This is a genomic window from Nonomuraea sp. NPDC048882 (assembly GCF_040649755.1).
Taxonomy (GTDB): domain Bacteria; phylum Actinomycetota; class Actinomycetes; order Streptosporangiales; family Streptosporangiaceae; genus Nonomuraea; species Nonomuraea maheshkhaliensis.
The window spans coordinates 213,500-233,763 of the sequence record NZ_JBEZGB010000009.1 but is presented as its reverse complement, the minus strand read 5'-3'; the positions used below and the strand labels follow the sequence as shown (position 1 = coordinate 233,763).

Here is a 20,264-nt window from a genome sequence, read left to right as displayed (position 1 = left end):
GTCTGACCTTTTGCGCAAAGCAGGCACCAGCAGTACGGAGCGGCGTAAGTCTGTGGCTATCTCCTCATCGGGCAGGCCTACCCCTCCGTCTGGTCCTTATGGTTAACGTCCGCATGTGAGTTTTCTTCAAAAAGCATCGGATCGACGAGCTTAATCTCGCCGAGCATGCTTTTCGCAATACGGCGTGCTCGTCTGCCGGTATTGAGCAGGAGAACGACTGAGACGTTGGCAACGACTACGCCCACAACATTCAATGTGCGCTCGTGGATAATGATATCCAGTGGAGTTAGTGGCACAAGACCTGTTATATACGTTCCAAGTTGAAACAAGTCGGTCAAGGGGTAGGGTATCGTGACAGCTAGGATCGATATAGCGAATAACGTGAGCGCTCTTACAAGAGAGAGATGGAGAAAGCTTTGATATAGAGTCGGATTACTTCGCAGTTCTACAGCAAAGGCCTGCTCTTTCAGCTGCTCTTTGCGGCGCCTCTCTGCAACGCGCCCACTTCGACGTGCTATTTGACGTTGAAGCCAAGGAGTTGTGAGGTTGATCGCGATACCAATGGGTATTGATAGAGCCAGTCCGGCCCAAAAGTTCAACTCCAAATAAGTCACCACATCATGTTCGAGTTTACGACGACAAACTATTATGGCTGAATTTTTCCATGCGTGTCTACGTTGTTACCTAATCGATGAACACCGACGTTGCCACGTGAACTGACGCGCTGCGCGTGGGTTTAGTGGCGGGGTCCCACACAGGGGTGCTGAAGCGCCGTGGTCATCTCCTCGTCGGGCAGGCGTAGCCATACCGGGCCGGACGCGCCAGGGCAAGCTGCCGTTCGCGTGTACATGTATCCCGGTGAGCTTCCACGCGCGCTGGTTGCCCTGCCCGCAGCCGGCGGCTTGCCCTGGAGCGGCGGGTCTGGTCTCCCTTGTGGTGGCCGACGAGGAGATGACCACGGGGAACATCCGCCCAACCTGTACATTTGCACGATCCTGGCCATCTCCGAGGAGGGCCGGGGTTTGGGGCGGAGCCCCATTCCTTTCTTTTCACCTTCCCCGCGGTCGCGCATTCGCCGCTTCACCTTGATCGGCGCCTACGAGTGTGAGGGCTTTCGCCATCTTCGTCGTGGGCTTGTTGAGCCGTGCGGGTGGCGTGCCGTGGCCTTCACTGGGGGCGCTGGGTTGGTGAAAGACCTGGGAGGAAAGCGATGCGGTCAAGCCGTACCTGGGCCATCACTACCTGGGTGGTGCCGCTTGCGGCACGCGCGCCGCCGCGGCGGGACCGGCCCCCAAGGCCGCAGCCCGCCGCGAGCGAGCGCGCAGGGGCTGGGCTGCCTGATCGACTGTCCTTCGCGGCGGGGTGCGTGCCTGCAATGCGGGGCTGGTGGTGATGGGCTGGGCAGGCTGACGCTTGGTCCTTCCTGGTAGTCATCATTCCGAGCTGGTGGAGGTCAGGTGAGCCTCCGTGCTGCAACACCGTCCTAGCTCCGACGTTCCTCCCCCGAACCCTGGTGGAAGTCCTGCGTCTGCATGCCGGCCATTTTTTCGATCTTCATCGTTGCGGGGAACGTCCAGCACAAGCCTCTTGCCGTGATCACGGTGTGCCCGCCGCGCAGCGGCGGGCTTGAAGACGTGAGGAAAGTTGTAACAAGGGCCGACGTTGTACTGAAGCCTGGACAGTAGCGAGCCGTGTGTCATCGTTGAGGAGTTGGGCTGGCTCATGCGGGCGTACAACGACGAGGAGAGCTCAGATGCACAGTCCTGGCCGTCATGAAGATCGCGCGATGGCTATAGCCAAGGAGAATCCGGAGATGGCGAAGGTTTTTGCCATCCTCGCGCTTGCCTCCGCAGTAAATCGCCTCGCCGAGGCACATCGGAAGCTTGCCGGAGCTGATGGAGACACAGCGGTGCAGCCCAATACGTAGGGGCTTAGCAAGCCTGCAAGCGGTTCGAACCATTGACGAAGGTAAATGCAGGTTCATATAAGTTGTGTACCGTCATGTTCACGGATGGCTGGAGCCCCGTCGTCCAGTGCATCTAGAATTCGCACGGCGAAAGCTTCGGTAGCAAGTTTTCTTACTTCATTTGGCGCAATCCAACGAAACGCGGTCACCTCGTCAGTTTCCTGCAGTTTGCCACCAATAGGTTTGCAACGGAATACGAGAGCGATAATACCTCTCGGTATATTTTTGTAGACGCCAGTCAATGCTTCAGGCTCAACCTCAAGGCCGGTCTCCTCAAGGACTTCACGACGCAGACCCTCGTGGATGCCTTCGCCAAGCTCCAGCACTCCGCCAGGGGCTTGCCACTCTCCGTTGTCAGCACGTTTCGTCAGCAGGACCTGTCCTCGACGATCGACGACTACGCCTGCCACGCTCACGGAGTGACGGCGGTCTTCCACGCTCATCTGCAACCTCCCAGTAGATAGAGTTAACGCTAGTAGATGTACGGACGACTTGAGGAGTTGGGCATGGGCACTGGTGACCTGCTAGATCGCCACGTCGATCCAACCAGTGATCGAGCGGTGTTTCGCCAGATTGCCGATCATCTCCGTACGGCCATCCGCGCGGGGCGCTTGGAGGCGGGCCAGAAGCTGCCATCTGAAGCAGAGCTGATGGAGCACTACGGCGTTGCCCGGATGACCGTTCGCCAGGCGGTGCAAGAGCTGAAGTCCGAAGGTCTTGCCGTCGCCGAGCATGGCCGAGGCGTCTTCGTGCGGGCTCGGCCGCCGGTCAAGAGGTTGGCGTCGGATCGTTTCGCCCGCCGGCACCGGAAGGACGGCAAAGCGGCGTTCCTCGCAGAGTCTGAGACTGTGGGGGCAACGGCCACTGTTGACCGGATCCAGATCAGTGAAGTGCCTGCACCTGATGACGTCGCCAAACGCCTGAAGGTGAGGGGCGGCGAGATGGTTGTCGCCCGAGCGCGTCGGTACTCGCTTGATGGACGCCCTGTCGAAACAGCTACCTCGTACATCCCTATTGAGCTCGCCCGCGGAACGCGGATCATGGATGCCAACCCTGGGCCTGGAGGGATCTACGCGCGCATTGAAGAACAGGGGCGTGTTCTTGATCGCTTCGTTGAGGACGTGTCTACTCGAATGCCAACCTCGGAAGAGGCGCAGCTCCTCGCCCTGGGGCCGGGGACTCCAGTGTTCCGGTTGATCAGAACGGCCTATGACCTGGAAGCACGCCCCGTCGAGGTGTGCGACACCATCATGTCGGGTGATGCCTACCAGCTCTCGTATGAACTGCCTGCCCACTAAGTGTTGACACATCTTCCTTGCTCCTCTATACATGTAGTAACTCCTCTAGACGAGAAGACGACTAGAGGGTAAGCGATCAGAGGGGGTGCAGCGGATGCGCAACATTCCGGTGGATGCGTCGTCCATGTCTTTCACGGTGGCGGGTGAGGCTGAGCCGAAGATCGTGGATCGGGCTACGGGTGAGGTGAAGAAGGATGCGGAGGGGCGTGACTTGTACACGCTGCCGCTGCTGCCGATGCCGAACGATGACCGGCGTAACCCGGTGATCACGGTGACGTTCCCGTCGGTGGACTTCCCGCAGATTCAGCTGGGGAGTCGGGTTCGTCCGGTGGGGCTGGTCTGCTTCTTCTGGCAGATGAACGGCCGTTCGGGCATGGGGTTCCGCTGTGAGGCGGTGCGGCCTGAGACGGGTAAGGCCGCCTGATGGGCGGCAGGGCGCGGTGCGTGGAGTGCGGGGCCCGGCGCAACCTGGCCGAGCAGTTCGACGCTACGCGCAACCGGATCGTGTGGTTGTGCGCGTATTGCCACTACGTGGCGGTGTCGGGCGCGGCGTGATGGTTGTCGGGTCCCGGAACGGCCGCATGCTTGGCGGCGCGGGCCGTTCCGGGGTCTCCAGTCACCTGGTAGTGGAAGGGAGACGGTTCTAGTATGCGGGATTTCCTGTTGTGGGCGGGCGTGGGCCTGCTCGGTATGGGTGTGGGCCGGTGGGTGTGGCGCCGGTGTGCGCCGGTGTCGTTCTGGTACGTGCTCGGGTTCCCGGTCAAGGTCGTGACGATCTACGGGACGTGGCGGGCGGTGGCGTCGGGGTGCGGGCTGTCGAAGCGGGTGCGTCGCTGGCGCTGGCGGGTGCCGGGCTTGCCCGGGTGGGGGGCCGAGTGATGGCGCCGGCCAAGGGACGCAGGCTCAGCAACGCGGAGATGTCCCAGATTCTGGATGCGCTGTCGGAGCAGCAGAAGCGGCACGTGATGGCGTACTTCTGCGGCTGGGATGAGGAAGGTTTCCAGCAGGCGCTCAAGGAGATGGGCGGTGGCGGCTGATGCAGGGTCTGATGATCAAGCAGCGTCGTAAGCTGCATCGGGCGCTGGTGGAGAAGGCTCCGCGGCTCGGTGTGGTCCGGCCGACCCCGTTGGGTTTTCAGGTGTCGGTGCGGCTGCATGACGGGCAGACGCCCGACGATTACGAGGACGCGCTGGAAGCGCTGGCGCATGCGTGGCGGGTGCACAGTGTGCGGCTGCTGTCGTGGCAGCCGGGCCGGGTGACGCTGGCGGCGACGCTGGTGGATCCGCTGGACACGGTGACCGCGCTGCCGGTGCTGGCCGAGGATCTGTTGCGGGTGCGGGTCGGGCTTTTGGACACCGGGACGGGCTTCGTGATCGATTTCCGGACGGTGCCGCACTGGCTGAACGTGGGCGCGACGCAGTCGGGCAAGTCGAACCTGGCCAACGCGCTGATTGTGGGCTTGGCTCCGCAGCCGGTGGCGCTGGTGGGCTTCGACTTGAAGGGCGGGGTGGAGTTCACTCCGTACCAGGCGCGGTTGTCGGCGCTGGCCACCGAACGGGGTGAGTGTGCGCGGCTGCTGGCCGATCTGGTCGGCATCATCAAGGACCGGATGGCGCTGTGCCGCCAGCATCGGGTCAAGAACATCTGGCATCCGCGGCTGCCGGCCGAGGTGCGGCCGGTCCCGATCGTGGTGTTCGTGGATGAGATGGCCGAGCTGTTCTTGATGGCTGATCCGGACAACGAGAAGGAAGAGGTGGCAGCGGTCGCCACGCGGCTGCTGCGGATTGCGCAGCTGGGGCGGGCGTTCGGCATCTACCTGTTCGTGTGTGGTCAGCGGGTGGGCTCGGACCTGGGCAAGGGTGTGACCGCGTTGCGGGCGCAGCTGACCGGCCGGGTGTGCCACATGGTCAACGATGACGAGACGGCCAAGATGTGCCTGGGCGATATGGACCGCCGCGCGGTAGCTGCTGCCCGGCAGATCCCGGCGAGTCGGCCGGGTACGGCGGTGGTGATGGGCGCCGATAGCCGCTGGCATCACGCGCGGTCGGTGCATGTGCGCGAGGAAGACGCAGAAGCCGCGGCCGAGCAGTACGCGCACATGACGCCGTCATGGTCGGTACTGACCGGAGGGCCCGCCCTCGCGGTGGCCGGTGGCGGGGAGCTGGACGCGGCGGATGTCGAGGAGTTCGCCGAACCCGACCTTGAGGACCTTCCCGTCTAGCGCCTGCGGGTCATGTCGGGCCGGGCGTGAGCCCTGATCGCGCCAGGTCCTTACCTGAGGCATGCCCAAAGCGGCTCGAACGAGGTGAAGGAATTAATCGCGATGGGAGAAAGCGGCATGATGAGAAAAGCGCAAGTGGAGAGGCTCAAGAACGCTCACGTGGAAGTGCGCCGTACTTATACGCGGGGCTCAAAGGTTGAGCATGCGCGGGCGTGGGCTGTTCTGGAAGCGGCTGAGCGAAACGCCACTGCGGCTGAGAGAAAGGAAGCTATTCAGGCTTACGCGAAAGATCTGTTCGACGGCAAAGCGGATTGATTGCCGGTGCGGGCCGTGTCGCGTTTTGCGGGAGCCGTGTTTAAGGGCGATCACGAAGGGCTCGGTGATGGCGCGATGCATGGATCTGTCGCAGATGCACGAGCTGGAGAAGCCCTGCACACGCTGCGGTCATCAGCGAGCGGTGCATACGGGCGGAGCTAAGCCGGGCGGCTGGGCGATTTATGGGCCGATCTGGGCGAACGCGGAGGGCTGGTGTACACGGCCGGGCTGCGCCTGCCGTGCGTGGCAGTAACGAGGAGGTGATGAGCGGTGGGACGGTTGCGTGCTCTGCTGGCCGATTCGGGGCCGGTGACGGTGCTGGCGATGATCGCGGCGGTCGGCTCGTTCGATCACATCTCCAGTCTGGCGCGAACCTATGGTCAGCATGGCTGGCGCTCGTGGGCGGTGGCGGTGTGTATCGACCTGGTGTGTGTGATGGCCGCGCGGGAGATCCAGCGGGACAAGCGCACCGGCCGGCGCCGTCGCGGGCTGGTGTCGTGGCCGTCGCTGGTGCTGGCGGGCGGCATCGTGCTGACGTTGGCGGCGAACTTGGCCGAAGCACCTTCCAGCGCGTGGGGCTGGATCCTGGCGGCCACGCCTGCCAGCGCGTTCCTGATCGCCATGTCCATGATCGAACGACGGGCCGGGTCCGGTAAGACGGTACCGCGGGAAGCCGTCGAGGAAACGGGCCTGGTCTGGGAAGACTCGACCGTTACACCCGCGAGCACTCAGCTACGACCGGCGCAGCTTCCCCACTCGGACCGTGTCGATGAGCTGATCCAACGTCCGGCGCCTGCGGCAGTGGAGCAAGCCCCGACCGAACCCGCCGCCGCTGAAGTAGTCGATCCGTCGCTGCCGCCCGCGCTGGTCGCCTACGCCCGGCGCCTGGCCGACGAGCACGAAGCCAAACATGACCGGCCGGTCACGGCAGACACGTTGCGGACGCGGATGCACGTGGCCCCCGAATTGGCTGCCGCTCTGGCCCGTCACTTGGAGTCAACGGAGTAAGTCACGCAATGAAGCGGCCGATGGAGTGCCGCAAGAAGGAAGGAAATCGCAATGAGTGGACGCAAGGGTGTCTCGGTTCTCAAGAAGTACTTCGATCTGAAGCCGGGCCAGAGGCTGGCCGAGTTCGCCGACGAAACTCGCCGCCTCACTGACCCCGACTTCGAGCAGATCAAGACCGGCATCGAGAACGGCACCTACACCTACTAAATCTGCGGACGGCTCGTGGAACTGACTCTGCATACTGCCGCCCACCTCTTCCCCGGGTGGGCGGCTCATGGAAAGCCAGTCCCGATCTTTTCGGAGGAGAGCAAGGGAGAACACCACCGATGATGACCACTGATTCAACCGTTCGCAGCGAGTTCATTGCGGGCCTGCGCGACCTGGCGCAGTTTCTGGTCGACAACCCGAAGGTTCCGGTGCCGAGCTTCGGCCGTTCGATCCTGCTGCACGCCAAGGGCGACAGCGACGAACAGGAGCGTGCCGTGGTGGACCGGGTGGCCGCGCTGCTCGGCTCGGCGGCGAGCGGCGACGACCACTACAAGGCGGTGCGCGAGTTCGGCCCGCTCAGCTACGAGGTGCTGGCCATCAGTAGCCAGGACCGTCGCGACTACGAGGCGCTGATGAGCTACGCCGGCGCGGTCAGCGCAGGTGAGTGCTGATGCTGCGCCGCAAACTGCTTCCGCTCACGCTACTGGCGTTCGCAGCGTTCTACCTGTTCACCCGTCCGCAGGCCGCGGCAGCGTCCGTGAACGGCGTACTCGGTTACGTGACCGGCGCCGCTGACAGTCTCGCGCTTTTCCTGTCGGCCGTGCTGAACGGCTGACAGCCGCCTACTTCTCGATCAGTTCTCTCACGCACGACATGAACAGTCGAAAGGAAACGTCATGCCCAGAAGCGGACAATGCCGCACCTGCCGCGGCTATGGCAAGGTCGGCGAACTGCGCTCCACGATGCGCAAAGGGAAACTCCAGGTCATCGAGGCTCGCCGCGACTGCCCGACGTGCAGGGGTGGGAGGCGGTTCTAAATGGCGCACCCTTCGGCCCCTGCGGTAACGGCGCCGGTGTGCCGATCGTGCGGAGGCCGCAAACTCCTCCATCGTATGGAGGTCAAAAGGCGCTGGTTCCTGTCGTGGAAGGTACAGCGGTTCTGGCTGTGCCGTACCTGCAACGGAACCGGCACAACAAGAAATCCGATATCAGAGCAATAGGAGGTGGCGAACATGACCGGAAAACATCGGCGTTCCGCATCGTCCGGCGATGAGAAGCCGTGCAGATGGTGCAAGGGGAAAGGCGGATTCCACGCAGGCGGAACCTACGTGCGCTGTGGCCGCTGCCTCGGCAACGGCACCCGATAGCAGCCGCCGGTAAACAACACCACGAATCGGAAGAGAGGTGAAAGCCGTGGGACGACTCAATAAGGGCATCGCCAAGCCGTTGGGCTGCTCCAAGTGCGGAGGCGTCGGCCGGCGCGAGCACCGCGTCTGGAAGATCGGTAAGGGCTACGTTCACGAAGGACGCACGTGCACCACCTGCAATGGATTCGGGATTCTCCCGTCCCGGTAATCGGTTTTGCATCCGGCCGCCCACCGCTGGCGGAGGGCGGCTCATGGAAGACCGATCACCGAAGAGGAGGTGAACCACGATGGCGAGAAACAGGCGCGTTGTCCCGCTCAAGTCGTATGCCTGCTGTACCTGCAACGGCACGGGCATCGACGCCGAGTCCCGCTCATGCCGGGACTGCAACGGCATCGGCATCGACAACCACACCGACTGACCGGAACGGAGGAACCATGTCGTGGATTACGACGGCCGCGTCCGTGAACTGCGCGGACTGGGCTACAGCCTGACCCAAGCCCATCGGCAGGCATACCACGAGGCCATGAACAGTCTCCAAGCCCGAGACGAAGCTCTCACGGACGCAAAGGACCTGCCGTGAAAAGCCGGAAACCTCGCCGCTGCTCGCTGTGCCGTGGCTGGCTCTACGTCCGTACCGGCAAGTGCCCGAAGTGTGACTTCTGATTGAGAAAGGCGCGCCGATGAAAGATCTCCGTAGATTCCGCACGGCGGGTGGAGAAGTCGTGACTTGGGAGTTGGATACCCGGATGAGCGGCTGGGGTTCTTACCGCTGCGGCGGTCGCGACATGAAGATGGTCGGCCACCCGGGAATGGCGGAAAAGCACGCTGCGGCATGCCGGGAAATCGCGAGCTGATGTCCAGCCTACACACCGGAACTGTGCAGGTGAGCTGTCGCGACTGCTCACATCGTGCGCCGTTCGCCTGTTTCGACGCTCTGTTCATAGGCAGACATGGCGTGCAGGTGGGCTGCCCAGCCTGTCGATATTCGTTCTGGGTGCCTTTCTAGCCGTCGTAGCCGCCAGGACGAGCAAGCGGAGGTGATCACACGTGGTACGGAAAGATCAGGTACAGCGAATCCGGACAGCGGTCCGCGAGATGGATAAAGCCCTGAGAGGGGGCTCTCGACAGGAGCAGGAACGGTGTTACGCCGTTCTCGAAGCGGTGCGCCGCAATTCGTCGTCCGCCGAGATCAACGCCGCTATCGAGTGGTAGCAGCGCCGAACGCGCTGCAAGAGATAACCGGGGTGCGCGCCCACGGAACGGCTCAGCTGGCCGGCATCCGCCGTCCCGGAGGGCGCGCCTCCTTCACCTGGGTGTCAAGCAAAGGAGATTCCAGTATGAAGCACAACCAGCCAACCAGCATGCCCTGTCTGCGCTGCGGCGGCTCGGGCCGTCAGCGGGGCCGCGTCCACACCATCCAGTGTGTGCGCTGCAAGGGCCGAGGCCGTCTGAGCGGTGACGAACTGCGCCCGGGAGAGGTGGCCGGGCTGTGAGCCCCGCACCGCCACCGCTGCCGCCGAACACGCCCGGCACCTGGCGCTGCCCCCGCTGCAAGACGATCAATTACCGCACGTCCCTCTTCTGCCGCGGCTGCGCTCGATGACTGCTGTCATCAACGACGCACTGGCCCAGACCGCGAGGTGCTCCGATTGCCGGGGCACCGGCTGGGTGCGCGGCTCGGTGTTCGACGTGCGCTGTATCCGGGGCTGGCGGCCGTGCGAGGTGTGCGGCCGTACCGGCGCGACCGTCACCGGCCGGTGAGCCGCTACCGGGTGAAGGTCACCGAAACCTACACCGACCAGGCCAAGGACCAGCCGTGGAGTGTGCACCGGCAGATCACCTCCGCACAAGGCGCCCGCTGCCAACGCCCGGTCGCGGTCGAGGTCAAGGCCAACGGCCGGCGTCGGCTCATCCCGTGCGGGCAGCGCCTGCCCGCCGAACGGCAATGCGTCGCCTGCCGGACATCCGCCGAGATCGTCGAGGTAAGGAGGATCACCAGGTGAACACGCTGGCGCTGTGGCACACGTCCGGCACAGGCACCAACCACCTCGTCTGCTGCGCGGGGGGTGGAGCGGGAGCGGCCGGGCAGTGACCGGCCCGGCGCTGCTGGCTGAGTCGGTCGGGCCGGTCATCCGCGACCTGGCCCGCCGCTCAGGCCACGACCTGTCCCGCTGGCTCGAACAAGTACACCGCTTGGGCGGCTGCGTCGAACCTGTCCGGCTGACCGGCGAAACCGTCACCCTGAACGCGGCCTCCGGCGAGATCCTGTCCCACTACAGCACCGGCCGCGAACCGCACGGGCAGCTACTGATCCGCTGCGGCAACCGCCGCGCCTCCCGCTGCCCCTCCTGCGCCGAGCTGTACCGGCGCGACACCTACCACCTGATCCGCGCCGGCCTGCTCGGCAACGAGAAAGGCGTACCGGCCGGCGTACGCACACACCCCCGCGTCTTCGCCACCCTGACCGCCCCCTCCTTCGGGCCGGTGCACCGAGGCCCGGACAAGAACGGCACCCGCCGCGTCTGCCACCCACGCCGGACCGGACCGGCCTGCTTCGAACGCCACAAGGGCGACGATTCCCGCCTCGGCCAACCGCTCGACCCCGACGCCTACGACTACGTCGGCCACGTGCTGTGGAACGCACACGCCGGCGAACTGTGGCGCCGCTTCACCATCTACCTCCGCCGACACCTGGCCGCCGCCACAGGCCGGACCCAGACGGCGTTCAACAAGGCCGTGCGCGTCTCCTTCGCCAAGGTGGCCGAATACCAAGCCCGCGGCGTCGTGCACTTCCACGCCGTCATCCGCCTCGACGGCCGCACCGACGATCCGGCCGACGTGGTCGAGCCGCCGTCGTGGGCCACGCTCGGCCTGCTCGACGCTGCGATCCGCTCGGCCGCCGCCGCGGTACAGCTGAGCGCGCCTGATCTTGGGCAGGCAACCCGAGAGCTGGTCTGGGGCCGCCAGGTCGACGTCAAACCCCTCGCTGCCGGTGACCTCGACGGGCAGCTGTCAGAGCACGCGGTGGCCGCCTACATCGCCAAGTACGCGACCAAGAGCGCTGAGGCGTCCGGCACCCTCGACCGCCGAATCCGGCCGCACGACCTGCCGCGGCTGCACGAGCACGGCGCCAGCCAGCACGCCGCACGCCTGATCCGCACCGCCTGGAGTCTCGGCAACCCCGACACGCACCCGGAGCTGATCGGGCTGCGCCTGCGCAAGTGGGCGCACATGCTCGGCTTTCGCGGCCACTTCTCCACCCGCTCACGCGCCTACTCCACCACCCTCGGCGCGATCCGCGCCGAACGCGCTGACTACCGCCGCGCCCAACTCCTCGACACCCGCCCCGAGCTGGCCGACGAATCCACGCTCGTGCTCGCGCACTGGAGCTTCGCCGGCCAGGGCTACACCCCGGGCGAATCGCTGCTGGCCACCGCGGCCATGAACGCGCCACCAGGTTCTGCCGCTCGAAAGGAGATGTGCTCATGAGTGTGATCATCAAGCGATGGCACAGCACGGCAGAGGTCGCCGAGATGCTCGGCTTTGGCCTGACCAAGACCAAGTTCTTGGTGCTGTCCGGCCAGATCCGCAGCGTCAAGGACGGCCGGCACCGCCGCATTCTGCCGCAGTGGGTGGACGACTACGTCAACAAGATCGCAGAAGGGGAGTGATGTGAGCCGGCGAGGCAACGGAGAAGGATCTATCTACCCCGTCGCGGACGGCTACCGCGCCTTCGTCTGGGTGACCACCCCGGAGGGCGTCAGAAAACGCAAGTATGTCAAGCGCAAGACCTACGACGAGACGCGTAAGGCGTGGCGAGAACTCAAGGCGGCAGTGGACAAGGGGCCGGTGGCCGTCAACGCTCCCACCTTGGCTATCTTCTTGCTCTACTGGCTGCGCGAGGTGGTCGAGCCCAACCTCTCCCCCGCCACCTACGCCCGGTACGAGACGTTCACCCGGCTCTACCTGATCCCCGGGCTCGGTCAACGACGGGTGGACAAGCTGACCGTCAAGCATGTCCGGGAATGGCTCAACGTGCTGCGCCGCACCTGCCAATGCTGCGCCCTGGGCAAGGACGCGGCAAGGTCAACGCCGCGCTGCTGCGCCCTGGGCAAGTGCTGCAAGAGCCTGCTGTCTGAACGCACGATCAAGGATGTTCGCGACACGCTACGGGCCGCGCTCAGCATCGCCATCGCTGAAGAGATCATCTCCAAGAACGTGGCCGGTGCGGTCCGCCTGCCCACCCCGCGCAAGCACAAGCGCACCTGGTGGTCGGCCGAGGAAGCCCGCCAGTTCCTGGAGAGTGCCCGCCAGGCTCGCGATCCACTGTTCGTCGTCTATGTCCTGATCTTGGTGCTCGGCCTGCGCCGCGGTGAAGCGCTCGGGCTCACTTGGGATGACGTGGATCTGGACGGCGGGCAAATCACGATTGCCTGGCAGCTGCAACGCGTCGGCCGACAGCTGCATCACCGGGAGACCAAGACCCCTGGGTCTGCGGCCGTGTTGCCGATCCCGGACGTGTGCGTGCTGGCGTTGAAGGACCGGGCCGACCAGCAGGCGGCCGACAAGTCGACGGCGGGCGAAGCGTGGGGCAGTGGCGCCCTGGTCGTGACGACCAAGCACGGCACGCCGTACGAGCCGCGCAACTTCAACCGGCACTTCCACGCTGCATGCCGGCGCGCCGGCGTACCACCGATCAAGGTTCACGACACCCGCCGCACGTGCGCCTCACTGCTAGTCGCCCTCGACGTGCACCCGCGGGTGGCGATGCAGATCCTCCGCCACAGCAAGATCGCTGTAACCATGGACATCTACAGCGAGGTGCCGAGCGAGGCCACCAGGATGGCTCTCAGGCGTCTGGGGGACAGCCTGGGCTCGTAGGGACTGCTGCACAATGCTGCTGCACAAAGATCAAAAGGGCCACTCCCGGGTGGTGGGATGTGGCCCTTGACCTGTGGTGGGCGATACTGGGATCGAACCAGTGACCTCTTCGGTGTGAACGAAGCGCTCTCCCGCTGAGCTAATCGCCCGCCCTGTCGGTGCCTTGCGGTGCCGACGTGGAAAACCATACCGCACTCCGGGGCCCACGGCGAAACCAATAGGGGGGCGGACGATCAAGGAGGGGTAGCTCAGGGTGTCGGGTCAGAGGGATTCGGGTGAAACGCGGCGGTTGCCCATCGGCACGGCGGGCGGGTGGCATACCATCGTCGTGTCCCGGAAGACATCGGCCACGATCTTTGGTGAGAAACGTTCATGGGCGGCGCGTCCGGGGCAGGCTCCACAGCACGCAAAACCCTTGCAAATACGACCCGATTGATGCCGTTTAGCCTGGTAGATGCCTAAATGTCCAGCTGTGATGTGCGTTACAGAAGGCCCTGGAAGCGGAATCTTTCCTACAGGTTTCTTCGTTCCGCGTCATAGCTCGCGACGAAGTCCGTCAGAGCAGTGAAAGCCCCGAAGAGGGGACCTACGACGAAAAGGTTTGGCTGACGATGAACAGCACCACCGTCTCCGCCGAGCTTGGCCTTCGGCTTGTGGTCCCCGACCGTACGACCGTCCCCCTGCTCGCCGGACTGAGTTACACAGCCGACGACCCTTACGCCATCCGCATGGCCTTCCACGTAGGGAACGACGAACCGGTCGAGTGGATCTTCGCCCGCGAGTTGCTGACCGTGGGCATCGTGAGGCGTGTCGGCGACGGCGATGTGCAGGTGTGGCCCGCACGTGCCGACGGCGAGCGCACCTTGCACATCAGCTTGACGTCCCCGTTCGGGCAGGCTCTGTTCGAGGTGCCGCTGGCCCCGCTGACGGAGTTCCTGCACCGTACGTACGAGAAAGTGCCGGCCGGGCGTGAGACCGACTACATGGATCTCGATGCTGAGTTGACCAATATGTTGTGGCCGTCCTGAGCGAGGCCATAGCACCCTTCTCATGAGCGAGCGCTAGGCCGGGAGGGATTGCAGGACCTCGCGCATGCGGGCGATCTCGATGCTCTGCCCCGAGTAGACGTCCTTGGCCAGCAGCCGCATGCGCTGGTCGCGGCCCCCGGCCAGTTCCTCCCCCGCCATCTTCACCGCCCCCTCGTGGTGCCTGGTCATGAGCTGCAGGAACATGCGGTCGAAGACTCCTCCCTGGGCGGCGCCCAGCGCGTTCAGCTGCTCCCGGGTGGCCATGCCGTAGCCGGGGTCCATCGTGTGCGCGTGCCCGGCGGGGGCGTCGCGGCCCAGTTCGCGTAGCCAGGTGGTCATGGCCTTGATCTCCGGGGTCTGGGCGGCGGCGATCTGGCGGGCGAACGAGCGAATGGCCGGCGTCGTCGTCCGCGCCTCCACCAGTGCGGTCATCTCCAGCGCCTGCCGGTGGTGCGGGATCATCCCCTCCGCGAAGCGCACGTCCGAGGCGACCGTGGCGGCCGGGGTCTGCCCGACGCGCTCCCCCGGTGTGGCCGTACGGGCCGGAACGCCGGGGCTGCCGGGCACGATGACCGGCGCCTGCGTACCTATGGGTGACGGCCCGGCGGGCCGAGGTGGCTCCGGTGTGCACGCAGTAAGCGCAAATGTCGCCATAACTGTGATGATTACCGTACGCGGCCTCGAACCTGCTGACATAGCTTCCATAGTGAGCTACGAGACAAAGGGGATGCGCGTTGATCTCTGCCACATTGCGCGGAGCGTTGCTGTGCACGGCGCTGTTAATGGCCTCCGCCTGCGCCGCGGAGCCACCCGCGGCCGGTACGCCGACGTCCGCCAGTCCGCAGGAGAGCAGCGCTCCGGCTAGCACGCCCGCCGCGTTGCCCACGGGTGACGTGATGACGAGCGCGAACGTCGAGCACGTCGCCCACATCCCGCGGGCGGCCCCGTTCGACGGGGAGGCCGACTTCAACACCGATCTGGCCTTCCAGGGCGACTACGCCTATGTCGGGAACTTCGGCGGTTTCGCGATCTACGACATCAGCGACCCGGAGAAGCCGGAGGTCGTCAGCCAGGTGGCCTGCCCGGCGCAGCAGAACGACGTGACGGTGCACGAGAACCTGCTGATCCTGTCGATCGACGAGCCGCGCGGCGGCCCGGAGTGCGACTCGGGCGAAGGCCAGCGCAAGTGGGAGGGCCTGCGCATCTTCGACATCAGCGACAAGAAGAGCCCTGAGTACGTCGGCGCGGTCCAGACCGAGTGCGGCTCCCACACCCACACGATGGTCCCCGCCGGGGAGAGCCTCTACGTGTACGTCTCGTCGCCGGGCCCGGAACCGGACTCGGAGACCTGCCCCGCCCCCCACGAACTCATCCAGATCGTGGAAGTTCCCATGAAGTCCCCGGAGAAGGCAAAAGTCATCGCGAAGCCGGACATCTTCCCGGACCGGCAGCACTCCGAGTTCGCCTCCGGCTGCCACGACATCACCGCGTACCCGGAGAAGAAGCTGGCCGCGGCCGCCTGCTTCGGTGACGGCGTGCTGCTCGACATCGCCGACCCGGTCAAGCCGAAGGTGCTCCAGCAGCTCACCGACACCGAGAACTTCCAGATCTGGCACTCGGCGACGTTCAACAACGACGGGACGAAGGTCGTGTTCAGCGACGAGCTGGGCGGCGGCGGCCAGGCCACCTGCGACGACAACACCCCGGCCACCAAGGGCGCGAACGCCGTGTACGACCTGGTCGACGGCAAGCTGGAGAAGCGCGGCTACTTCAAGATCCCGAGGGCGCAGCAGGAGGACGAGAACTGCGTGGCCCACAACGGCTCCCTGGTGCCCGTGAAGGGCAAGGACATCATGGTGCAGGCGTGGTATCAGGGCGGCGTGTCGATCTGGGACTTCACCGACTCGTCCGCGCCGAAGGAGATCGGGTTCTTCGAGCGCGGCCCGCACCCGGAAGGGGGCATCGCGGGCTCGTGGTCGGCGTACTACTACAACGGCTACATCTACTCCAGTGACATCCTGGAGGGGCTGGACGTTCTGAAGATCACCGATCCGCTGACCGATCCGGCCGCGGAGGTCAAGATGGACGACTTCAACGTTCAGACGCAGAAGACGTACTGACGCAGCAACCGTGGGCCCGGTGCAGGGCCCACGGTGGTCGCGGGTCAGGGGTTGAGGTCGGCGGCCGAGCGCTCGGCGAAGACCTGCATGGCCTTGGTCGTGATCGGGCCGGGCGCGGCGGGCAGCTCGGTGTCGTCGACCAGCTTGATCGGCTGGACGTCGCGGGTGGTGGAGGTGAGGAACGCCTCCTCGGCCTCGTACAGGGCCTGGAGCGGCACGTCCACCTCCTCGCCCCCGCACCATTCGAGCACCAGCGCCCGGGTGACGCCGGCCAGGCAGCCGGAGCCGAGGGTGGGCGTGAGCAGGCGGCCGTCGCGGACGATGAAGATGTTGGAGCCGGTGCCCTCGCACAGGTTGCCGGCCAGGTTGCCGAAGATGGCCTCGCCGCCGCCGCGCCGCTTCGCGTGCAGCAGCGCCTTGGCGTTGTCGCCGTAGGAGGTGCTCTTGACGCCGGACAGGGCGCCGCGCTCGTTGCGCGGCCACGGGACGACGGCGACGTTGGCCGTCTCGGGGAACGGCTTCTGCTCGTCCACGATGACGACGGAGGTGGTGCCCTGGTCGCCGCGGTCGGAGCCGAGCGGGCCCGGGCCGCTGGTGTAGGTGACGCGGATGCGCCCGAGGGACCAGGCGGGCGCGACGGCCAGGAGCCGGTCGATGCCGTCGGCGATGGCCTCGACGTCGGGGTCGGGCAGGTCCATGCGCTGGGCGGAGAGCGTGAGCCGGTCGAGGTGGCGGGTGAGCGCGAACGACTTGCCGTCAACGATCTTGATCGTCTCGAAGACGCCGTCGCCGACCATGAGCCCGTGGTCGAACACCGAGACGGTGGCCTTCCCGGGGTCGATCACTTGCCCGTTGACCCAGACAGGGATGTTCATTCAGATTCCTCCTGTGGATGCCAGCGCGATCAGCCTGGCTGCTTTGAGCTCGGTCTCGAACCACTCGCGCCCGGGGTCGCTGCCCCAGGTGATGCCCGCTCCCGTGCCGAACCGGAGCTCGTCCTGCCCGTCGGCCGAGGGCGAGATCCAGAATGTCCTGATGCCTACGGCCAGCGCCGCCCTGCCTCGGTCGGCGTCGACCCAGCCCACGGCCCCACAGTACGGGCCCCGGGGGACCGGTTCGAGCTCATTGATGATGCGCAGAGCCGACGACTTCGGCGCGCCCGTGACAGATCCGGGCGGGAAAGTCGCGGCGAAGAGCTCGGGCCAGCCCGCCCCCTGCGCGAGCCGGGCGCGCACGGTGGAGACGAGATGGACCATCCCCGGGTATTCCTCGACCGCGCACAACGACGGCACCTCGACGGAGCCGACGGCCGCGACCCGGCCGAGGTCGTTGCGCACGAGGTCGACGATCATGACGTTTTCGGCGTAGTCCTTTTCGAGCAGGTCGTCCACGGTCTCGGCCGTGCCCTTGATGGGCCCGGACTCGATGACGTCGCCGTCGCGCGACAGGTACAGCTCCGGCGAGGCCGAGACCACGCTGAGGCCGGGGACCTGGATCACGGCCGCGTACGACGCCGGGTGGGCTTCGGCGAGCCGGGCGGCCAGCGCGAGCGGGTCGGCGTCGTGCGGGACGGGCGCGCGCAGGACCCGGCAGAGGTTGGCCTGGTAGACCTCGCCCTGCTCGATGTAGTCCCTGATGGCGCGCACGCCGCGCTCGTAGCCGGCCCGGTCGAGGGAACTGCGCCACTGGTCGGGGCGGGGGCCACGCCAGGGGGCGGCGGGAGTGGGCAGGGGTGCGCGGCGCACCCGGTCGAACCGGGCGCACGTCACCTTGCCCTCGTAGTCGACGACGACGGCCCACCAGCCCTCGCTGTCGAGCGCGGCGAGGTCTGAGGTCACGTCGCGCAACCCGGTGGCGAGCATGTGACCTAAGTAGGCGAAACCGTCGTACACGTCTTCCATTGTCCCAGCATCCGGACCAGCTCCAGCGCGGCGGGCAGTGGCGGATCGGGCAGGGCCGCGTAGACCTTCCGTACGGGCGCCGTACCCTTCAGCGGTTTGAGCACCAGATCCGGCGGTACGGCCCGCGCCGCGAGCTCCGGCACCAGCGTCACCCCGAGCCCCGCGGCGACGAACCCGAACTTGCCCGACCATTCGGCCACCCGCAGCCCGCTGCGCGGCGTGAAGCCGGCCGCCGCGCACGCCGTCACCAGCAGCGTCGGCTGGCCGCGCGGCGCGGCCTCGATCCAGGTCTCGGTGGCCAGGTCGCACAGGTCCACCTCCGGCTCGGCGGCCAGCCGGTGCCCGGCGGGCAGGGCGACGAACAGCCGGTCCTCGATCAGCGGCACGGTGGTCGCGTCTCCCGCCGGCAGGCCGGCCGGATAGTCGCTGATGACGGCCACGTCGAGGGCGCCCGCGTGCAGCCGGTCCATCAGGCGGGCGCTGAGCCCCTCCGTCAGCCGCAGCTCCACGCGCGGGTTACGGCTCGCGAACCGCTTGAACGTGCCCGGCACCAGGTCGACGTTGGCCGTGGCGAACGCGCCCACCCGCAGCGTGCCGCCGCGCCCGCCGTGGATGGCGGCCAGCTCCTCCCCCGCGCGGTCGAGCCGGTCGAGCACGGCCACGGCGTGCCGGTGCAGCGCCGCGCCGGCGGGCGTGAGGCGCACGCCCCGGGCCAGGCGCTCGAACAGCGGCCCGCCGGCGGCGCGCTCCAGCGCGGCCACGCGGCGGGAGACCGCGGACTGGGTGTATCCGAGCAGCTCGGCGGCGGCGGTGAACGAGCCGCTCCGCGCGACCTCGTCGAACAGGTGCAGCGCCGCGGTGTCAAAGGCATTCGTGTCAGGCATGGCTGGTATGCAATCTAGTCGGTGGTGGAATACCTCGCGACGGGGTTCACTGAGGCACGTGACTGCATTTCTCGGACAGATCGCATTTCTCGGGCAGGGACGCATGGGCGTCCCGATGGCGCGGCGGCTCATGGTGGCCGGGCACAAGGTGACGACGTGGCGGCGCGCGGACGGCGTGGCGGTGGCCGACGCGGTCGAGGGGGCCGAGCTGGTCATCACCATGCTCAGCGATCCCGCGGCGGTGCGCGAGGTGCTGATGGCGGCGCTGCCGGGGCTGCGGCCCGGCGCGACGGTGGTGGAGATGTCCACGATCGGCCCCGAGGCGGTGCACGCGCTGCGCGCGCTGCTCCCGCCGGAGGTGGGGCTGGTGGACGCGCCGGTGCTGGGCAGCGTGGGGCCGGCCGCGGAGGGCGGTCTGACGATGCTGGCCGGCGGTGACGTGGCGGGATGCCGCGAGGTGCTGTCGGTGTTCGGCTCCGTACGCGAGACCGGGCCGCTGGGGTCAGGCGCGGCCATGAAGCTCGCCGTCATGAGCGCGCTCGTGCCCGCGCAGGTGCTGGTGGCGGAGACGCTCGCGTACGGGCGGGCGCACGGCGTGGACCGTGGCGCGCTGCTCGACGTGCTGGCGGGCACCCCGCTCGGCGCGATGGCCGAGCGGCTGCGGACCCCGGCGGAGGAGACCAGGTACTCGCTCGGGCACGCCACCAAGGACCTGGAGCTGGCGGCCTGGGAGGGTGCCTCGATGGCCGCGTCCGCGAGGGCCAGGCTGCAGGAAGCACGGGCCGCCGGGCTGGGCGGGCGCGACCTGACAGCCATCGCGGTCCACGTCGGCGGGGACCCCGTCGACGAGCCTTCCCCTGAGCGTCCTGGGCGGCGGGCCGTGCCGCTGAACCTGCCCACGATTCCCGCCACGAACGGCTTCTACTCGCACGCCGTCCGGGCCGGCGACACCCTCTACGTCTCCGGGCAGGCGGCCTTCGACGAGCGGGGCGAGGTGGTCGGGCCCGGCTCCATGGAGGTCCAGGCCGAGTACGTCTTCCAGGTCATCGCCCGCATCCTGGCCGATCAGGGGGCGACGTTCGAGGACGTGGCGTTCATCCGGACGTACCTGACGGACATGGAGGACAGGGCCGCGCTCGGGCGGGTGCGCCGGAAGTACATCACCGGCACGCCCCCGGCCAGCACGACGGTGGAGGTGTCGAAGCTGTTCCTGCCGGGCCTGGTGCTGGAGGTGGACCTGATCGTGGCCCTGCCGGGCCGCTAGGAGACGGGCCCGGCAGATCGGC

The 20,264-nt window shown here is 66.6% G+C and carries 26 protein-coding genes and 1 tRNA gene; 20 read left to right on the top strand and 7 right to left on the bottom strand.

The genetic code is table 11. The features are described from left to right. Window positions 1-77: 77 nt before the first annotated feature. Both AB0C27_RS31005 and AB0C27_RS31000 read right to left on the bottom strand, forming a co-directional pair. Complete coding sequence (locus AB0C27_RS31005) at window positions 78-614, bottom strand: hypothetical protein (RefSeq protein ID WP_357850904.1); 537 nt, start codon at window positions 612-614, stop codon at window positions 78-80. Window positions 615-1,980: 1,366 nt separating this feature from the next. Further along, window positions 1,981-2,409, bottom strand: coding sequence for an NUDIX hydrolase (locus AB0C27_RS31000; protein ID WP_357850901.1), 429 nt, complete (start codon window positions 2,407-2,409; stop codon window positions 1,981-1,983). Between the two features lie 63 nt (window positions 2,410-2,472). Between AB0C27_RS31000 and AB0C27_RS30995 the strand changes: the two genes are divergently transcribed. The 17 genes from AB0C27_RS30995 (at window position 2,473) to AB0C27_RS30915 (ending at window position 13,045) form a co-directional block, all read left to right on the top strand. Continuing rightward, the gene (locus AB0C27_RS30995; protein ID WP_357850899.1) at window positions 2,473-3,264 is read left to right on the top strand and encodes a GntR family transcriptional regulator; all 792 of its coding nucleotides are present in this window, start codon (window positions 2,473-2,475) and stop codon (window positions 3,262-3,264) included. A 94-nt stretch (window positions 3,265-3,358) separates the two neighbouring features. Then, entirely contained in the window at window positions 3,359-3,688 is a 330-nt protein-coding gene (locus AB0C27_RS30990) for a hypothetical protein (protein WP_357850896.1), read from the top strand. Further along, window positions 3,688-3,819, top strand: coding sequence for a hypothetical protein (locus AB0C27_RS30985; protein WP_357850895.1), 132 nt, complete (start codon window positions 3,688-3,690; stop codon window positions 3,817-3,819). Before AB0C27_RS30990 ends, AB0C27_RS30985 begins: the two co-directional genes overlap by 1 nt. A gap of 93 nt (window positions 3,820-3,912) precedes the next feature. After that, entirely contained in the window at window positions 3,913-4,143 is a 231-nt protein-coding gene (locus AB0C27_RS30980; RefSeq protein ID WP_357850892.1) for a hypothetical protein, read from the top strand. Then, entirely contained in the window at window positions 4,143-4,301 is a 159-nt protein-coding gene (locus AB0C27_RS30975; protein WP_357850889.1) for a hypothetical protein, read from the top strand. The genes AB0C27_RS30980 and AB0C27_RS30975 overlap by 1 nt, the downstream gene beginning before the upstream one ends. An 11-nt stretch (window positions 4,302-4,312) precedes the next feature. Beyond that, the gene (locus AB0C27_RS30970; protein WP_357850886.1) at window positions 4,313-5,485 is read left to right on the top strand and encodes an FtsK/SpoIIIE domain-containing protein; all 1,173 of its coding nucleotides are present in this window, start codon (window positions 4,313-4,315) and stop codon (window positions 5,483-5,485) included. A gap of 84 nt (window positions 5,486-5,569) precedes the next feature. Then, window positions 5,570-5,800, top strand: coding sequence for a hypothetical protein (locus tag AB0C27_RS30965; RefSeq protein ID WP_357850883.1), 231 nt, complete (start codon window positions 5,570-5,572; stop codon window positions 5,798-5,800). Window positions 5,801-6,070: 270 nt separating this feature from the next. Beyond that, window positions 6,071-6,808, top strand: a complete 738-nt coding sequence (locus AB0C27_RS30960) for a DUF2637 domain-containing protein (protein WP_357850881.1) — start codon at window positions 6,071-6,073, stop codon at window positions 6,806-6,808. Window positions 6,809-6,859: 51 nt separating this feature from the next. Next, window positions 6,860-7,015, top strand: coding sequence for a hypothetical protein (locus tag AB0C27_RS30955; protein ID WP_357850878.1), 156 nt, complete (start codon window positions 6,860-6,862; stop codon window positions 7,013-7,015). Window positions 7,016-7,134: 119 nt separating this feature from the next. Further along, the gene (locus AB0C27_RS30950; RefSeq protein WP_357850875.1) at window positions 7,135-7,467 is read left to right on the top strand and encodes a hypothetical protein; all 333 of its coding nucleotides are present in this window, start codon (window positions 7,135-7,137) and stop codon (window positions 7,465-7,467) included. Continuing rightward, window positions 7,467-7,631 carry a hypothetical protein gene (locus AB0C27_RS30945; protein WP_357850872.1) on the top strand — a complete coding sequence of 55 codons (165 nt, stop codon included), beginning with the start codon at window positions 7,467-7,469 and terminating at the stop codon, window positions 7,629-7,631. The genes AB0C27_RS30950 and AB0C27_RS30945 overlap by 1 nt, the downstream gene beginning before the upstream one ends. Window positions 7,632-8,450: 819 nt before the next feature. Then, the gene (locus tag AB0C27_RS30940; protein WP_357850869.1) at window positions 8,451-8,582 is read left to right on the top strand and encodes a hypothetical protein; all 132 of its coding nucleotides are present in this window, start codon (window positions 8,451-8,453) and stop codon (window positions 8,580-8,582) included. 1,181 nt (window positions 8,583-9,763) lie between these two features. Next, window positions 9,764-9,925 (top strand): hypothetical protein, encoded by a 162-nt coding sequence (locus AB0C27_RS30935; RefSeq protein WP_357850866.1) that lies wholly within the window; start codon window positions 9,764-9,766, stop codon window positions 9,923-9,925. A gap of 11 nt (window positions 9,926-9,936) precedes the next feature. Then, window positions 9,937-10,167 carry a hypothetical protein gene (locus AB0C27_RS30930; protein WP_357850864.1) on the top strand — a complete coding sequence of 77 codons (231 nt, stop codon included), beginning with the start codon at window positions 9,937-9,939 and terminating at the stop codon, window positions 10,165-10,167. Between the two features lie 85 nt (window positions 10,168-10,252). Next, entirely contained in the window at window positions 10,253-11,653 is a 1,401-nt protein-coding gene (locus AB0C27_RS30925; protein WP_357850861.1) for a replication initiator, read from the top strand. Then, window positions 11,650-11,835, top strand: coding sequence for an excisionase family DNA-binding protein (locus AB0C27_RS30920; protein ID WP_357850858.1), 186 nt, complete (start codon window positions 11,650-11,652; stop codon window positions 11,833-11,835). The genes AB0C27_RS30925 and AB0C27_RS30920 overlap by 4 nt, the downstream gene beginning before the upstream one ends. Window position 11,836: 1 nt before the next feature. Beyond that, window positions 11,837-13,045: a site-specific integrase gene (locus tag AB0C27_RS30915; protein ID WP_357850854.1), complete on the top strand. Its 1,209-nt coding sequence runs from the start codon at window positions 11,837-11,839 to the stop codon at window positions 13,043-13,045. Window positions 13,046-13,119: 74 nt separating this feature from the next. Here the strand turns inward: AB0C27_RS30915 and AB0C27_RS30910 are convergent. Further along, window positions 13,120-13,194 (bottom strand) — tRNA-Val (locus AB0C27_RS30910). 462 nt (window positions 13,195-13,656) lie between these two features. On the opposite strand from AB0C27_RS30910, the gene AB0C27_RS30905 reads away from it, so the two are divergent. Beyond that, the gene (locus AB0C27_RS30905) at window positions 13,657-14,073 is read left to right on the top strand and encodes an SsgA family sporulation/cell division regulator (protein WP_103958541.1); all 417 of its coding nucleotides are present in this window, start codon (window positions 13,657-13,659) and stop codon (window positions 14,071-14,073) included. Window positions 14,074-14,106: 33 nt separating this feature from the next. On the opposite strand, the gene AB0C27_RS30900 is transcribed toward AB0C27_RS30905, so the two are convergent. Further along, the gene (locus AB0C27_RS30900) at window positions 14,107-14,640 is read right to left on the bottom strand and encodes a DUF305 domain-containing protein (protein WP_357850851.1); all 534 of its coding nucleotides are present in this window, start codon (window positions 14,638-14,640) and stop codon (window positions 14,107-14,109) included. 329 nt (window positions 14,641-14,969) lie between these two features. On the opposite strand from AB0C27_RS30900, the gene AB0C27_RS30895 reads away from it, so the two are divergent. Beyond that, window positions 14,970-16,193 carry a hypothetical protein gene (locus AB0C27_RS30895; protein ID WP_357850848.1) on the top strand — a complete coding sequence of 408 codons (1,224 nt, stop codon included), beginning with the start codon at window positions 14,970-14,972 and terminating at the stop codon, window positions 16,191-16,193. Window positions 16,194-16,237: 44 nt separating this feature from the next. On the opposite strand, the gene AB0C27_RS30890 is transcribed toward AB0C27_RS30895, so the two are convergent. Genes AB0C27_RS30890 through AB0C27_RS30880 form a run of 3 tightly spaced genes read right to left on the bottom strand, consistent with a single transcriptional unit; the run spans window position 16,238 to window position 18,978 of the window. Next, complete coding sequence (locus tag AB0C27_RS30890; RefSeq protein ID WP_357850845.1) at window positions 16,238-17,068, bottom strand: aminotransferase class IV; 831 nt, start codon at window positions 17,066-17,068, stop codon at window positions 16,238-16,240. Further along, window positions 17,069-18,094, bottom strand: a complete 1,026-nt coding sequence (locus tag AB0C27_RS30885; RefSeq protein ID WP_357850842.1) for a chorismate-binding protein — start codon at window positions 18,092-18,094, stop codon at window positions 17,069-17,071. Beyond that, a complete protein-coding gene (locus AB0C27_RS30880; protein WP_357850839.1) occupies window positions 18,061-18,978 on the bottom strand; it encodes a LysR family transcriptional regulator in 918 nt (305 codons plus the stop codon). Before AB0C27_RS30880 ends, AB0C27_RS30885 begins: the two co-directional genes overlap by 34 nt. A gap of 58 nt (window positions 18,979-19,036) precedes the next feature. Between AB0C27_RS30880 and AB0C27_RS30875 the strand changes: the two genes are divergently transcribed. Next, entirely contained in the window at window positions 19,037-20,242 is a 1,206-nt protein-coding gene (locus tag AB0C27_RS30875; RefSeq protein ID WP_357850837.1) for a Rid family hydrolase, read from the top strand. The last annotated feature ends 22 nt before the right edge of the window (window positions 20,243-20,264 follow it).

What these genes read in the sequence shown, in the direction of transcription:
- AB0C27_RS30920 (WP_357850858.1), top strand. Translation starts at nt 11,650, where the DNA reads ATGAGTGTGATCATCAAGCGATGGCACAGCACGGCAGAGGTCGCCGAG.
- AB0C27_RS30950 (WP_357850875.1), top strand. Translation starts at nt 7,135, where the DNA reads ATGATGACCACTGATTCAACCGTTCGCAGCGAGTTCATTGCGGGCCTG.
- AB0C27_RS31000 (WP_357850901.1), bottom strand. Translation starts at nt 2,409, where the DNA reads ATGAGCGTGGAAGACCGCCGTCACTCCGTGAGCGTGGCAGGCGTAGTC.
- AB0C27_RS30995 (WP_357850899.1), top strand. Translation starts at nt 2,473, where the DNA reads ATGGGCACTGGTGACCTGCTAGATCGCCACGTCGATCCAACCAGTGAT.
- AB0C27_RS30985 (WP_357850895.1), top strand. Translation starts at nt 3,688, where the DNA reads ATGGGCGGCAGGGCGCGGTGCGTGGAGTGCGGGGCCCGGCGCAACCTG.
- AB0C27_RS30885 (WP_357850842.1), bottom strand. Translation starts at nt 18,094, where the DNA reads ATGGAAGACGTGTACGACGGTTTCGCCTACTTAGGTCACATGCTCGCC.
- AB0C27_RS30955 (WP_357850878.1), top strand. Translation starts at nt 6,860, where the DNA reads ATGAGTGGACGCAAGGGTGTCTCGGTTCTCAAGAAGTACTTCGATCTG.
- AB0C27_RS30980 (WP_357850892.1), top strand. Translation starts at nt 3,913, where the DNA reads ATGCGGGATTTCCTGTTGTGGGCGGGCGTGGGCCTGCTCGGTATGGGT.
- AB0C27_RS30975 (WP_357850889.1), top strand. Translation starts at nt 4,143, where the DNA reads ATGGCGCCGGCCAAGGGACGCAGGCTCAGCAACGCGGAGATGTCCCAG.
- AB0C27_RS30905 (WP_103958541.1), top strand. Translation starts at nt 13,657, where the DNA reads ATGAACAGCACCACCGTCTCCGCCGAGCTTGGCCTTCGGCTTGTGGTC.
- AB0C27_RS30940 (WP_357850869.1), top strand. Translation starts at nt 8,451, where the DNA reads ATGGCGAGAAACAGGCGCGTTGTCCCGCTCAAGTCGTATGCCTGCTGT.
- AB0C27_RS30945 (WP_357850872.1), top strand. Translation starts at nt 7,467, where the DNA reads ATGCTGCGCCGCAAACTGCTTCCGCTCACGCTACTGGCGTTCGCAGCG.
- AB0C27_RS30990 (WP_357850896.1), top strand. Translation starts at nt 3,359, where the DNA reads ATGCGCAACATTCCGGTGGATGCGTCGTCCATGTCTTTCACGGTGGCG.
- AB0C27_RS30970 (WP_357850886.1), top strand. Translation starts at nt 4,313, where the DNA reads ATGATCAAGCAGCGTCGTAAGCTGCATCGGGCGCTGGTGGAGAAGGCT.
- AB0C27_RS30890 (WP_357850845.1), bottom strand. Translation starts at nt 17,068, where the DNA reads ATGAACATCCCTGTCTGGGTCAACGGGCAAGTGATCGACCCCGGGAAG.
- AB0C27_RS30880 (WP_357850839.1), bottom strand. Translation starts at nt 18,978, where the DNA reads ATGCCTGACACGAATGCCTTTGACACCGCGGCGCTGCACCTGTTCGAC.
- AB0C27_RS30895 (WP_357850848.1), top strand. Translation starts at nt 14,970, where the DNA reads ATGACGAGCGCGAACGTCGAGCACGTCGCCCACATCCCGCGGGCGGCC.
- AB0C27_RS30935 (WP_357850866.1), top strand. Translation starts at nt 9,764, where the DNA reads ATGACTGCTGTCATCAACGACGCACTGGCCCAGACCGCGAGGTGCTCC.